The sequence below is a fragment of the Intestinibacillus sp. Marseille-P6563 genome (assembly GCF_900604335.1).
Taxonomy (GTDB): domain Bacteria; phylum Bacillota; class Clostridia; order Oscillospirales; family Butyricicoccaceae; genus Butyricicoccus_B.
The window spans coordinates 1024231-1037805 of the sequence record NZ_UWOD01000002.1; the positions used below are offsets into that span (position 1 = coordinate 1024231).

Genomic DNA, 13575 nt, shown 5'->3' on the forward strand with positions numbered 1-13575 from the left:
AAGATTGTGTCGCTTTAAAAATCACATTTTTTGTTTCCAAATATTGAATTCTACACATTTTTGATTCGTCAAATCATCCGATATCCAAAAGCTTATTTATTGGTTTTTACCAATAAATTTCCTATATTTTTATTTTTCACCCTGTTTTTTCATGTTAACTCTTTTTTGGAACACAATTCTTGCTCTTTGCCATTCGGAGTATAAAAAATCTTGTGTTTTCCTCTTGGTGACGAGCATAAAAAAAGCACTCACTTTTGTGAGTGCTTTTTGTGATGAACGAAGCCCGTTCCTTTGGCCTTTCGCAAACACGAAAAAAGGCACTCACGTTTGTGAATGCCTTCGTTTCTGGTGGAAGTTACAGGGCTCGAACCTGTGACCCTCTGCTTGTAAGGCAGATGCTCTCCCAGCTGAGCTAAACTTCCATTGGTGACCCGTACGAGATTCGAACTCGTGTTACCGCCGTGAAAGGGCGGTGTCTTAACCACTTGACCAACGGGCCGAATATGGTAGCGGTAACTGGACTTGAACCAGTGACCTTTCGGGTATGAACCGAACGCTCTAGCCAACTAAGCTATACCGCCATTTCTTTTGCTCACCGGCTTGTTCTCACCAGCGACATGATTTATTATACGGCATCACTACCCATTTGTCAACATATTTTTTCATATTTTTTTGTTTTTTCTGATGCACCAGAATATATGCTGTTTTTACGTCGAAACGCCCCATTTTGCGTCCATAACCCGTTCATAAAATTCTGCATCCCAAACATGGGTACTTTGCAGTTGCTCGGTCGTGAGCATAAAATAATCGTCGGAAACATATTCCCCCTGGTCGGGTACCGGGTCGTCAAAGGTGCAATCAATGAAGTACGTTTCTCCATCCACACGCACTGCATTCCATCCATGGTTCATGCTATCGTCGGCCACATAAATGGCGTCCAGTCCCGCGGCCTGACACAGCAGCACAAAGGCGCGCGCATAGCCCGCACAGACCGCCTTGCCATCGATCAGGGCACCGTATGCCGTAAAGGGCGCACTGGAGCCATCCACGCTGCTCTCATTCTCAGCGGTCTCCACGTCATACACGCAATGCCGCACCAGAGCATCGTGCAGCGCCCGCAGCTTTTCCCGTTCGTCGGTGAGCCCCTCGGTCGCCTGCTCGGCCATCCCACGCGCCAGGGTCGCAGCCTGTTCCTGCCGTGCCTGGTCGGCCACTTCGATCTTCACTTCGGTCGTCCCATCGCCATAGACCGTCATACCCATCGTAAAGGCATACGGCCATACGGCCTCCATGGCCTGGAATAATTCATCCCCGTCCAGCTCTGCGCCACGCAGACGGATGCTGTCCGAGCCATCGGCTAACACGTCCACCGTTTTCATCGCAGCATCGATTGGCGTCGATGCGGTTTCTGCAGGCATGAGCAAACTGCATCCGGACAAGGTCCCCACAAGCAGCAACAGACAAAGCCACCGTTTCATGGCGCACTCCTTTCTGAAAAAAATAAGCGGACAGCTCCGAGCCATCCGCCTCTTTTTCCTCTTACATGAGTTTTACCGTATAATAGACCGCTGTGACAAACAGGTACGCAGCAGCTACAAAAATCGCATACAGCGCAATAGTCAGCCCCATAGCCGCGCCCAGCGTAACCAACGCTGCCATGATGACCGGCGTTGCCAGCATCATGCCGTAGGCATTGGACGAGAAGCGGAAATCCCATTTATGGGTGCCCAGCTTGAGCTTGCTGCCAGCCTTTTTGATCTGCAGCACTGCTGCAATCTGTACAATGGCCAGCGCGATGCACAGCGCCGCAGCCACCCACGCCAGATACTTCACGTTAGCACTGATCTGTGCACGACGCACGATCAGCAGCATCGCGATCGCGACTCCACAATCGACCGACATCACACAAAATTCCGGCTGATAGGAGTGGTAGATCAGATAATACACTGCCAGCACCGGCAGCAGGCCATAGAACACCTTGAAAATCGGGAAACCGTAGTGATGCACCAAGGCCAGAATGACAAAGGCCGCCGCAAACACGATGATGATATTGCGTCCTGTCAGGATGCGATAGGTGTTATCCACACCGTTTTTCTTTTCGCGCACGGCCAGGAAAATGCCGACCAGTACGCCCAAAGCCGCGACCCCCATCAGGATACGGACTACCATCATGCCGATCAGGAAGGTGGTACCGAAATCGATCAGCTTTTTCAGGCCCATCAAGATCAGCACGCCGCCCAAGCAGACGGTAAATACGGCGAGCACCTTATTTGTAATGTAATCTTCCTTCTTTTGAGGCATGTTTTTTGCCGCCAAAAAAACCAACTCCAGTCTTCAAGATTTCTTTATTCCGGCCTTACAGGTTACCGGTCTCATACATCACCACGCTCAGCGCGGCGAGCGGCGCGGTTTCGCACCGCAGGATGCGCGGGCCAAGGGATACGCTTTGCATCCCGGCCTGTTTGGCCGTTTCGGCCTCTGCGGGGGCAAACCCGCCTTCCGGGCCGATCATCAGCGCCACCGAGCGCGGCTGCTTTCCCCGAAGCGCCTGCCGGATGCCAACTTCCCGTTCATCCTCATATAAAAACAACGGCGCATCGCAGGTCGCTGCCTGTTCGGCAGCCTGCTTCTGTGTGAGCGGTTCCCCCACAACCGGCACACAGCCCCGGCCGCATTGCATGGCAGCCTCTCGGGCGATCTTGCGCCACCGTTCGCATTTTTTACGAAGCGTCTTTGCATCCGGGCGGGATACGCTCCGCTCGGCTAAAAACGGTACGATTTCGACCGCGCCGAGTTCGACTGCCTTCTGGACGATAAAATCCATTTTATCGCCTTTGGGCAGGCCCATATACAGCGTCACCCGCACATTGGGTTCGCCTTGCGATGGTAAAACCTCCTGCACCTGGCATTCGGCTGTGTCGCCGTTTGCCTGCATAAATGTGCAGGAATAATCGTGCCCCTGGCCGTCGCACAGAATCAGGCTTTCGCCTGCCTTCATGCGCAGCACTTTGAGCATATGATGTGCGTCCTCCCCGGTGACAACGGCCTTGCCATCCACCGGTGGAGAATCGATAAAAAACCTTGGCATGGGGCTTCCCTCCTGTTCTCGCCGCCGTCGAACGATGCCGGCGTGCAGGCAGCACCCGCAGCCGCATTTTTGCGGCTACTTTCTTATTCTAGCAAAATCGCGTGCGATTGTCCAGATATTTTTGTGCTCTGGCCGGGTTTTTACACCGGTTTTTGTGCGGTAAACGCTGTCCAATCGTCGCTGGCGCGGCGTTCCTGGATGGCAAACCCGGTCTTTTGCAAAGCGTCCTGCACCTCGTCTGCCCGCTCGTTGAGGATGCCCGAGCAGATGAGCGTACCGCCTGCATTTAGCTTGTCCCAAAACAGGGACGCCATACCAATGATGACATCGGCCACGATATTGGCGACAATGATCTGATACCCGTCGCCGATATCCTCGGCCAGCGCGGGGTCGCGCAGCGCATCGCCATGGAGTGTCCGGCCAATGGTCACGCCGTTGCGCTCTGCGTTTTCGGTCGCACAGGTCAAGCAATGTTCATCAATGTCGACCGCTGTATCCGCATGCGCGCCGAGCATAGCAGCTGCAATGGCCAAAATGCCCGAACCGGTGCCCATATCAAGCAGCTTTTCGCCGCCTTTGACCGTTTTCTCCAGCATGGTCATACAAAGCTGGGTGGTGTCATGCGTGCCGGTGCCGAAGCTCGACGCCGGGTCAATTTCCAGAATCGTGCGGCCCATGGGGTCGTCCACGGTCTCCCAGGACGGTTTGATGAGGAACCGTTCGCCCACCGGGAAGGGTTTGAAATACTGTTTCCAGCCCCACTCCCAGTCCTCTTGGCGGGTCAGGCTGGTTTCGGTCGTCAAACGGCCCAGCGTATTTTCATGGTCTCCTTCTTTTAAGACGGACAAACCCGCATTTAGTTCCCGCAATTTGTCTTTTCCTTCGGCGTCGTCCGACAAATAAATCTTGATCTTGGTTTCCTGACTGGACAGTTCCTTTTTGAGGTTTTCGTCCACATAGTCCCAATAGATCTCGGTGTCGTGTAAAAATTCTTCAAAATCTGCCGCATCTTCCAGAGCATAGCCCTCGATCCCCAGGTCATCGAGCAGGTTGGTCACCGGCCAGATGCCTTCGGTGGTCGTGAAGATGGTCACTTCGGTCCAGTCCATGGATTCATCCTTTCTTTCATCCCTCATGTTACAGCCAGATCATGCCGTACTTTTCACAGAAATACTTGACGACCGCCGGGTCCTGTTCCCAGGTGCCGTCATACAGCGCCAGCCCGACATAGATGCGCAGCGCCTTTTCTAAGAGTTCCGGGTCTTCGGCGCACAGGCACACCGGCCGGGACAGCATATACAGATCGTTTTCCAGATTGTACAGGTCGTCCTCTTCGTACAGCACCAGTTTGAGCGCTGCCGCTTCCTCATCCTCCACTTCGAGCAGCCGTTCTTCCAGCCGGTGATCGCACTCGATCTCGTCCGAAATGCCGGTCACAGCATCGATGAAGTGAGCGTTGCGCCCATCGGGCGCCAGGATGTAGTCGTCGTGGTCGCGGCCCACCGTACGGCCGCCGGTATACTCTTGCAGAGCCTCCCAGACCCGCCGCGCATTTTCGTGCGCGGCCGGCAGCAGCAATTCCACATTGGTCAGCCGGATGCCTTCCCGCAGCCAGCGGGTAGGCACACTGGCGCCAATCGACAGCCGCGCATACGGCGCGACCCGCTCGAGCGCTTCTTCCAGCCAGTCGGGCTGGTCGGCGGTAAAGATGACCGTCGACACGCCGATGCGCTGCAAAACGCCCACGGCAGCCAGACAGTCGGTGCCGTCGGGCATACAGCCTTCCTCCCCGGCGGGCAGCTCGGCGATCAGGGTACGGCCGGACATGTCGGTAAACGCCAGGACCGCAGCGCGCAGCGCGCGGAAATCCTCCGCGCCGCGCAAGTAATAAAAGGCCGCTTTGTCATGCATGCGCGGCCGGAACGCCTTTTTGCACAGGGTAATGTACCGTTCGGTAGCCGGATATTCCATATCCTCGGGCACGGCCGGGCACGGCAAAGTCACGCCAGCCGGCACGCCGTCGTTCTCCTGCAAGATCTGTTCAAAGGTGTGCATGGACGTCGCCAGCCCGCCGGCTAGTGCGCCGGCGGCCTGCTCTTGCAGTACATAATCCTCCCGGGATGTCGCTAAGACCTGCCGGGTGCATAAAGGGATGGGTTCCATAATTCCTCCAATTCTGTTGTCACAGGTTAGGCCGCGCGCCAGCTGCCATCGGCCAGGCTGGTGTAACGCTGCGGCTGCGCCGCTGCCTGTTTGCACAGGTCGAGCGCCTTATAATAGGCATTGTCCAGCTGGTTTGCGCCGTTGCCCAGTTCGGTCGTCTTTTGTGCGACTGCCTGCAAAGTCGCCGGGTCGGCGACCATACGCCCGGTCAGGCCGTTCTCCTTCTGGAACTTGCGCAGGCCGCTGAGCAGTTCGGTGTCAAACACATCGCTTGCGCCCTCGGTGTATCCCAGCAGGAACAGACGCCCGGACAGCGCGCGCACCTGCTCGGACTGTTCGCCGTACCGGATGGTCGCCGTGGTGTCGAGTGCGGGCAGCTGCTGTAAGTAACCCTGTACCGACGTGCTGCCAGTCACCTTGATGGTCGGCTCAATGCCCTTGCCTTCCCAGCAACCTGCCTGGGGCAGGTTCATCTCCATGCAGGTGATGACCAGACGCGAACCGTCCATCATGCTGATGTGATACTGGCCCTGGCCCTTGCCGTACGTCGTCGTACCGATGACTTCGGCGCCGGCCGCTTCCTTTAAGATGCCGGTCAGCAGTTCGGCTGCCGATGCGGTATTGCCATCGACCAGCACGCAAATCTCATTGAGCGTCAGACCGCCGCCGGTCGAATAATGCTTTTCCAAGCCGCCCTGGTCCTCGCGCCACTGGATAGCGCCCATATAAACGCCCGCCTGTTCGATCATGGCATCTGCCATGCCCCAGGCGTCATCCACCAGGCCGCCCCCATTGGAGCGCAGGTCCAAAATGACCGCGCGGGTATTCTTTTCATCCAGACCGTCCCAGATCTGCTTGAAGGTCTCCAAATCGTTTTTCGAGCCCATGGCTTCGATGCGGATGTACTCCACGCCGTCCGACACGGTTTCCGAAGAAACATATTCCTCCTGAATCTGCTGCCGGGTGAGGACAAAGTCCATCTGGGTGCCGTTTCGCTCGATGGTGAGCGTCAGCTTGGTGCCCAGTTCGCCGCGCAGCAGGTTCGACAGATCGGTGCTGGTCAGGCTGGTGACATCCTTGCCATCAATTTTTACAATGCGGTCGCCCACCTGTACGCCGGCCACATACGCCGGACCCGAGCGGTTGACACTGGATACAAACACGCCCTCAGGCTTTTGTTCCATGCCCAGTCCCACACCGACATAGCCGGTCAGCTGGGAAAAGCCCTGTTCATACTCCTCTTTGGTCAGATACATCGAATGGGTGTCCAGCGTCGCCAGATAGTCGTTGATGACTTTGCTGAACTGGTCGGGGTGTTCGGTCAGATAGCTGTTCCACTGGTCGATTTCGGACTGGCTCATGCCTTTGTCCTGGGTGTACAGGCTGTTGCTCTCGATCTGCTGGAGCACATAATCAAACTTGGTGGTAATCGTGCTCACCGCCGAGGCGGATACGCTGCCGATCGCAAAGGTCAGCACCAGCAGCAGAGCAAGGGTCTTTCGCATACGGGATTTCATAGAAAGCGCCTCCTTTGAAGGCCGGAGGCAGCCCGGTTCGGACAGGCTGCCCCATGCCGTCCGCCCCTCCCACCGGGGCGGGCGGGTGGATTACATGTGCTCAGGTGCGTCGACGCCGATGATGTGCAGCACGTTCTTGACCGTCTGCACGGTTGCCATGCACAGCGCCAGACGGGCATCGCGCAGGGCGGGCTCGGCATCGTTGATACGGCAGGCATTGTAGAACCGGTGGAACTGCGATGCCAGCGAAACGCCATATTTATTCAGCTGCGAGGGGTCGCGGTCACGAGCGGCCAGCAGAATCTGCTCGGGCAGCAGCGCAATGGCCTTGATGAGCGCCTTTTCATCCTCGTGCGTCAGGACGGTCAGGTCGGTCTTTGCTGCGTCGGGCAGCGCGATGCCAGCCTCTTCGGCGGCGCGCAGCACCGAGCAGATGCGCGCATGCGCGTACTGTACATAATACAGCGGGTTGTCCGAGTCCTGCTTGACGGCGAGGTCCAGATCAAACTCCATCTGGGTCTCGGCTGCGCGGGAGTTAAAGAAGAAGCGGGCTGCATCGACCGGAATCTCATCGAGCAGATCGGAAAGGGTCAGGCTCTTGCCGGTACGCTTACTCATACGCACGACTTCGCCGCCCTGCATCATGCGCACCAGCTGCATCAGGACGATTTCCAGCCGCTCCGAACCGTTCAGGCCAATGGCGTCGAGCGCCTTTTTCAGGCGGGCCACATGGCCATGGTGGTCGGCGCCCCAGATGTTGATAACACGGTCAAAGCCGCGGGTCTGGAACTTGTTGCGGTGGTAGGCGATGTCGGCGGCAAAATAGGTGTAGAACCCATTGGCGCGGCGCAGAACATCGTCCTTGTCGCAGCCGAAATCGGTCGAGCGCAGCCACAGCGCGCCGTCCTGCTCGTAGGTGACGCCCGCATCGGTGAGCATCTTGACCGTTTCCTCGACCGCTCCTGAGTCGTGCAGCGTCGATTCGCGGAACCATACATCATAGTGAATCTTGTACCGCTCGAGGTCCTTCTGCATCTTGGCGATGTTGTGCGGCAAACCGAAGTTTACGATCACGTCAAAGCGTTCCTCGGGCGTCATGGTGAGCAGCTTGTCGCCGTGCTGCTCGACCAGCATATGCGCCAGCTCCTTAATGTCTGCGCCCTGGTACCACGAGGGGTCGAACTCGATGGCATCCTCGCCGCGCAGCTCCTGGATATAGCGGCCTTCGACCGAATGGGCAAACTTATCGACCTGATTGCCCGCGTCATTGATATAAAATTCGCGTGTCACATCCGCGCCCGCCCAATCGAGCACTTCGGCCAGACAGTCGCCCAGCACGCCGCCGCGGGCGTTGCCCATGTGCATCGGGCCGGTCGGGTTGGCCGATACGAACTCGACCATGATCTTTTCCGGCTTTTCGACGTGGGTACGGCCGTAATCCTTGCCTTCGGTCAGCGTGGTGCGTACGGCCTCCTGATACCAGGCCGGGGCGTACGTGAAGTTCATAAAGCCCGGACCTGCGATCTCGACCTTTTCAAAACAGGTGCCTGCAAGGTCCATGTTCTTGACCAGGCTCTCGGCGATCTTGCGCGGGGCCATGCGCAGCGGCTTGGCACACTGCATGGCAACCGTGGATGCCCAGTCGCCGTTGGCGGCATCCTTGGGGGTCTCGGCCGTTACGGCCGGCAGTCCGGCCTGCGGCAGTTCGCCCTGAGCGACCGCCTTTTCGTAGGCAGCCTTGACGATCGCCGCTGCCTGCTGTCTTGCATTTTCCATCACGTTCATTGTATACGCTCCGTTCCTCAGTTATCCAGATTTTCACTGATCGGCGCCACGCTCATGCGGAACCGGTGCCGCCCAACCAGGGAATTGTCCACTTCAATGGTGTAATCGATCGAAAGCTCGCCGCCGTACTCGCCGATGGAGTTGTCCAGCTGGGTGGTATGGGTGGCGATGGTGATCGCCCCATACTCGGTCTGGTACAGGCCCACATGGCGCTGGCCCTTGGCAAAGAGCAGCTCGGACGGATAGGTGCCCGTGCGAATCATGGACACGGTATCTCCGTCCAGCTTGACCGTGGTGCGGGTACCGTCCAGTCCGGTCAGTTCACTTTCGTCGTAAGAGATATAAAACTTCCCATGGCGCTCATACAGCCGCGCCTGGGTCATCAGGTCGATGTGCTCCTCTTCGCAGCCTTCAAACCGCTGCGTGGAAGCGATCGACAACAGTACGTCCTTTTTCATGCCTTCCTCATTATTTCTCTCAATATTTCGCAATGTCCACACGGCCGACCTCGTCGGCGATCTCCCCATGCAAAAACAGACCGGCCAGGCTGCGGAAACATTCCGGGTCATCGGATACAAAATAGCGGGTCTTGCCCTGTCCTTGGGCCGGGATGAGCATGCGCCGCGCAAAATCGGCCACTTCGGCGCCCGAATCGATCAAACGAACCTCCGGTCCCATATAAGCGGCGATCACGTCATGCAGCAGCGGATAATGGGTGCAGCCCAGAATCAGGGTATCGATGCCCTTTTGCTTCAGTTCCTCCAGATATTCGGCCACCACGGTCTCAATGACGATGTCGCCCGGCTGCACGCGGCCGTTTTCGACCAGCGGCACGAACAACGGACAGGCCTTGGTGAAAATCTCCAGTTCGGGGCGCGCCCGCTGGAGCATGCGTTCATACACGCCCGAGCGCACGGTCGCCGCGGTGCCGATCACGCCGATGCGGCCGGTGCGGGTGGTTTCGGCCGCCTTGCGGCAGGCCGGCCAAACGACGCCGAACATGGGCACGTCGATTTCGCTCGCCACGGTTTCGAGCGCCACGGCCGACACGGTATTGCAGGCCACGACAATGGCCTTGATGTCGAACGAGCGCAAAAACGCCACATCCTGGCGGGTATAGTGCAAAATGGCGTCGGGCGAGCGCGTGCCGTAGGGGACGCGCCCGGTGTCGCCAAAATAAATGATATTTTCATGCGGCATGATCTCGTGCATCCGGCGCACGGTGGTCAGGCCGCCCATCCCGGAATCGAATACGCCGATCGGTCTGTTATCCATGCTGTGCCTCCATGGCGAGGTCTACCAGCGCATCGATCAGCGCCGGATAGGAATAGCCTGCATGGCCGAACAGCTTGGGGTACATACTGATCGAAGTAAAACCCGGAATGGTATTGATCTCATTGAAGATGATCTCATTGTTTTCAAAGGTGCAGAAGAAGTCCACGCGGGACAGGCCGCGGCAGCCCATGGCCTGATAGACCCGCAGCGCATTCTGCCGCACGGTCTGCATGGCCTCCTCCGGGATGCGCGCCGGGATATAAAGCGCCGAAGATTCGTCCTTATACTTAGCGTCATAGGTATAAAATTCCTGGGTCGGTGCGATTTCGCCCGCAAGGCTGGCCACCGGCTCGGTGTTGCCCATTACCGCAACTTCGATCTCACGGCCCGCGATGAATTCCTCGACCATGACCTTTTCGTCCCAGTGGAACGCCTCTTCCAAGCCTTCGCGCAGGGTCTCCAAATCGGTCGCCTTATGTACGCCCACCGAAGAACCGGACGAGCAGGGCTTGATGAACACCGGGAAATGGCTCAGCGTATGCATGACGCCCTGCATGAGCGCCTGCGCATCTTTTTCAAAGTCGGCGCGCAGCGCAACATAATAAGCCGCCTGCCGGACGCCGGCGCGGTCGACCAGCACCTTGGTCAGGCTTTTGTCCATCGAGTTGGCCGACGCCGCCACACCCGGACCGACAAACGGGATTCCGGCCAGGGTCAGCAGGCCCTGGATGGTGCCGTCCTCGCCGCCAAAGCCGTGCAGCACCGGGAAGCAGCAGTCGATGCGCATGGTTTGGGCCGCGCCGTCGCGCAGGATGGTCAGCCCGTGCACCGAACGGTCGGCCGACAGCAGCGCCGGGATGCAGGCGTCCTGCTCCCACGCGCCCGACGCCATTTTGTCCGGGTCGGGGTTTTCATACAGCAGCCAGCGGCCATCCTTGGTGATGCCCACGGTCACCAGGTCATATTTCTCTTTATCTGCATTGCGCACAATCGACGACGCCGAAACACGCGAGACTTCGTGTTCGCTCGACAGTCCGCCAAATAGAATCAAAAGCTTCATCTTCAAAAACCGACGCTCCTTTTGTGTCCATAAGTATTCAGTATTAAGTATACGCTATAATCTGCAAAAAAACAAATCCTTACACAAAAAATACACGACAAATCGCCCCCCGATGGGCGCGAAAATCTGTGCAAACAGACCGAACGCCCGCTTGTTCAAAATTTGTTCACACTATTTTTGCTACAATAATGCTTGACGGATAATATTATATGATGTATAGTATAGGCACAAAGTGAGGTGAACCTGCATGTCGTTTCCGATCTCCGCGTCCCTGCTGGACGCGATTGTACTGGCCATCGTGTCCCGGGAGGACACCTATGGCTACCGGATCACCCAGGATGTGCGGCAGGTGATGGAGGTTTCCGATTCCACCCTGTATCCGGTCCTGCGGCGGCTGCTCAAAGACGGCTGCCTGTCCACACACGATCAGGCGGTGGACGGCCGTATCCGGCGTTACTATCACATCACCCCGATCGGCCGCATGCGGCTGGCCGAAGCGCTCAAGGATTGGGCCGCCTATCGGGATTCGATCGAAAAAGTATTTTTCGGAGGGTAACAAACCATGAACAAAAAGGAGTTTTTCGCCGCCTTGCGTCGGGCGCTTGCCGCGCTGCCGGATGAAGAGCGGGATAATGTGATAAAATACTACGAAGACTATTTCCTGGATGCCGAAGGGGAAAGCGACGAGGAGATCATCCGCGGGCTGGGCGACCCGCAAAAGATCGCCGAGGACATTCTGCGCGATTACCGCGAATTGCAGCCCCGGTCGGGCAGCGCATCGGGCGGCGCCAAAACAGCGGCGCGCCGCACGGGCATCAGCCCCTGGCTGCTGATCGTGCTGGTGCTGCTGGCCGTCCCGACTGCCCTATTGTTCGGCATCCCGCTCGCAGGAGGACTGCTCGGGGTGATCGTCGGTCTGGTGGGCGCTGTGGTCGGTGTCATCGTGGCAGCCGTTGTGGCTCTGGCCGCCCTGCCGGCCGGACTGGTGCTTGCGGGCCTTGCCCTGTGTTTCTTTTCCTTTTTCGTCTGGGCGACCCCGGCGTCAGCCGTGCTCACGCTCGGCGTGGGTCTGGTGCTGCTCGCAGTCGGCGGTCTGGTCACGCTGCTCATCATTAAGATCCTGCGTCTGGTCGTGCCACCGGTATGCCGGGGCATCGTGAACGGCATCCGCTGGATCTGCGGCAAAATAAGGGGGTTATTCCGATGAAAATTCTGCGCAATTTCTGTTTGGGACTGCTCGGCATCGGGCTAGTGCTGTGCCTGGGCGGTGCGATCATGGGCGGCACGGTTTATTCCTCCTGGTGGAACGGCACCATGCACACCTGGCGGGAAACGTTCGACGCCGGTAAAAACTACGTGCTGCACGAATGGTATGATGACGATGGCTACCATCGCGGCTGGTTTGAAAAAGGCGATGACTGGTTTGATGAGCACATCGACAACTGGGACGACGATTTCCATCATTTTGACGATTAACTTTCCCCGTTTTTTTAAGAAAGGACGGTTTTTATGCAAGGGAAAAAGCTTTTCCGCAGCCAGGTAAACCGCATGCTCTGCGGCGTATGCGGTGGTCTGGGCGAATATTTCAACATTGATCCTACCATTGTGCGGCTGCTGTTTGCCGTTGTCTGCGTGTGCAGCTGCTTTACGGGGATCATCTTGTATATCATTGCGGCTGTCATCATGCCCGAGGAAGCGTCCTGACCGGACGCTTCCCGCTTGACAGGGCCGTGCCCATTGGTTTATAATACTAATAGAGTGAACGAACAAAGCGTCACGAAGGGGTACACCACCGCGGGTGTATTTTTTCGTGACGCTTTTTTTGTTTGTCTGAACACAAGGAGGGACATCCATGATCCAAGTAAACGGCCAATCGACCGCCCTGGAGCCTGGGACGAGCGTCGAAGCGCTGCTTCAAAGCCGGGGGCTGGACCCGGCGCGGGTAGCGGTCGAACGAAACGGCGCCATTGTGCGCCGCGCCGATTTTGCACAAACGCTGCTTGCCGACGGCGACAAAATCGAAATCGTCCATTTTGTCGGGGGCGGCTGATATGGTCACCAAAGAACAACTGACAAATGCCCTGATTGCCCGGCATGGCGCGGAAAACCAGCAAATCCTCGCCCGCGCCACGGTCGGCATCGCCGGACTGGGCGGTCTGGGCTCGCATATCGCGGTATCCCTGGCCCGACTGGGGGTCGGGCATCTGGTGCTGGCCGATTTTGACACGGTCGACATCACCAACTTAAACCGCCAGCACTATTTTCTCCGGCATCTGGGCCGCCCCAAAGCCGAAGCACTCTATGAACAACTGGCGGACATCAATCCCTATCAGCATTATATCGCACGCACCGTCCGCGTGACCGCGGACAACGCCTGTACCCTGTTTGCCGGGTGTGACGTCATCTGCGAGGCCTTTGACCAGGCCGACCAGAAGGCTATGCTGACCGAAGCCATCCTGACCGGCCTGCCGGACACGCCGCTGGTGTCCGGTTCGGGCATGGCGGGCTGGGGCTCGGCCAATGCCATTGAGACCGTGCGCCGATTCGGACATTTTTACGTCTGCGGCGACGGCGAAAGCGACATTGCAGACGGCGTCGGGCTGACTGCGCCGCGAGTGGCCGTGTGCGCCGCCCATCAGGCGACCATGGTCATGCGCCTGCTGCTGGGGCAAACCAATCCATAAACA

Annotated in this window: 16 protein-coding genes and 3 tRNA genes; 6 read left to right on the top strand and 13 right to left on the bottom strand. The window is 57.6% G+C overall.

The features are described 5' to 3' along the window. Positions 1 to 346 precede the first annotated feature (346 nt). The 13 genes from EFB11_RS13230 to EFB11_RS13290 form a co-directional block, all read right to left on the bottom strand. Positions 347 to 422, bottom strand: a tRNA-Val gene (locus tag EFB11_RS13230). Positions 423 to 424: 2 nt separating this feature from the next. Further along, positions 425 to 499, bottom strand: a tRNA-Glu gene (locus EFB11_RS13235). Positions 500 to 504: 5 nt separating this feature from the next. Beyond that, positions 505 to 581: transfer RNA gene (locus EFB11_RS13240), tRNA-Met, on the bottom strand. Between the two features lie 126 nt (positions 582 to 707). Further along, a complete protein-coding gene (locus EFB11_RS13245; RefSeq protein WP_164706773.1) occupies positions 708 to 1478 on the bottom strand; it encodes a transglutaminase domain-containing protein in 771 nt (256 codons plus the stop codon). Positions 1479 to 1539: 61 nt separating this feature from the next. Next, a complete protein-coding gene (locus tag EFB11_RS13250; RefSeq protein WP_164706774.1) occupies positions 1540 to 2301 on the bottom strand; it encodes a hypothetical protein in 762 nt (253 codons plus the stop codon). Between the two features lie 55 nt (positions 2302 to 2356). Then, on the bottom strand, positions 2357 to 3088 hold the full coding sequence (locus EFB11_RS13255) for a 16S rRNA (uracil(1498)-N(3))-methyltransferase (RefSeq protein WP_122790658.1): 732 nt from the start codon (positions 3086 to 3088) through the stop codon (positions 2357 to 2359). 140 nt (positions 3089 to 3228) lie between these two features. Then, positions 3229 to 4197 carry a 50S ribosomal protein L11 methyltransferase gene (gene prmA / locus EFB11_RS13260; protein WP_122790659.1) on the bottom strand — a complete coding sequence of 323 codons (969 nt, stop codon included), beginning with the start codon at positions 4195 to 4197 and terminating at the stop codon, positions 3229 to 3231. 28 nt (positions 4198 to 4225) lie between these two features. Further along, entirely contained in the window at positions 4226 to 5251 is a 1026-nt protein-coding gene (locus EFB11_RS13265; RefSeq protein WP_122790660.1) for a hypothetical protein, read from the bottom strand. 26 nt (positions 5252 to 5277) lie between these two features. Then, the gene (locus tag EFB11_RS13270; protein ID WP_122790661.1) at positions 5278 to 6768 is read right to left on the bottom strand and encodes a S41 family peptidase; all 1491 of its coding nucleotides are present in this window, start codon (positions 6766 to 6768) and stop codon (positions 5278 to 5280) included. A 90-nt stretch (positions 6769 to 6858) separates the two neighbouring features. Beyond that, positions 6859 to 8553, bottom strand: a complete 1695-nt coding sequence (gene argS / locus EFB11_RS13275) for an arginine--tRNA ligase (RefSeq protein ID WP_122790662.1) — start codon at positions 8551 to 8553, stop codon at positions 6859 to 6861. Between the two features lie 17 nt (positions 8554 to 8570). Then, positions 8571 to 9011: a DUF1934 domain-containing protein gene (locus tag EFB11_RS13280; RefSeq protein ID WP_164706775.1), complete on the bottom strand. Its 441-nt coding sequence runs from the start codon at positions 9009 to 9011 to the stop codon at positions 8571 to 8573. A gap of 19 nt (positions 9012 to 9030) precedes the next feature. Continuing rightward, a complete protein-coding gene (gene murI / locus EFB11_RS13285; protein ID WP_122790664.1) occupies positions 9031 to 9828 on the bottom strand; it encodes a glutamate racemase in 798 nt (265 codons plus the stop codon). Further along, positions 9821 to 10888 (bottom strand): D-alanine--D-alanine ligase family protein, encoded by a 1068-nt coding sequence (locus EFB11_RS13290; RefSeq protein ID WP_122791318.1) that lies wholly within the window; start codon positions 10886 to 10888, stop codon positions 9821 to 9823. Before EFB11_RS13290 ends, murI begins: the two co-directional genes overlap by 8 nt. 247 nt (positions 10889 to 11135) lie before the next feature. Between EFB11_RS13290 and EFB11_RS13295 the strand changes: the two genes are divergently transcribed. From EFB11_RS13295 to thiF, 6 genes are all read left to right on the top strand, one after another. After that, complete coding sequence (locus tag EFB11_RS13295) at positions 11136 to 11444, top strand: PadR family transcriptional regulator (RefSeq protein ID WP_122790665.1); 309 nt, start codon at positions 11136 to 11138, stop codon at positions 11442 to 11444. 6 nt (positions 11445 to 11450) lie between these two features. After that, entirely contained in the window at positions 11451 to 12095 is a 645-nt protein-coding gene (locus tag EFB11_RS13300; RefSeq protein ID WP_122790666.1) for a DUF1700 domain-containing protein, read from the top strand. Next, positions 12092 to 12364, top strand: coding sequence for a hypothetical protein (locus tag EFB11_RS13305; RefSeq protein ID WP_122790667.1), 273 nt, complete (start codon positions 12092 to 12094; stop codon positions 12362 to 12364). Before EFB11_RS13300 ends, EFB11_RS13305 begins: the two co-directional genes overlap by 4 nt. A 33-nt stretch (positions 12365 to 12397) precedes the next feature. Continuing rightward, positions 12398 to 12592, top strand: coding sequence for a PspC domain-containing protein (locus tag EFB11_RS13310; protein ID WP_122790668.1), 195 nt, complete (start codon positions 12398 to 12400; stop codon positions 12590 to 12592). Positions 12593 to 12740: 148 nt separating this feature from the next. After that, the gene (gene thiS, locus EFB11_RS13315; protein ID WP_122790669.1) at positions 12741 to 12938 is read left to right on the top strand and encodes a sulfur carrier protein ThiS; all 198 of its coding nucleotides are present in this window, start codon (positions 12741 to 12743) and stop codon (positions 12936 to 12938) included. A 1-nt stretch (position 12939) separates the two neighbouring features. Beyond that, a complete protein-coding gene (gene thiF, locus EFB11_RS13320) occupies positions 12940 to 13572 on the top strand; it encodes a sulfur carrier protein ThiS adenylyltransferase ThiF (RefSeq protein WP_122790670.1) in 633 nt (210 codons plus the stop codon). The last annotated feature ends 3 nt before the right edge of the window (positions 13573 to 13575 follow it).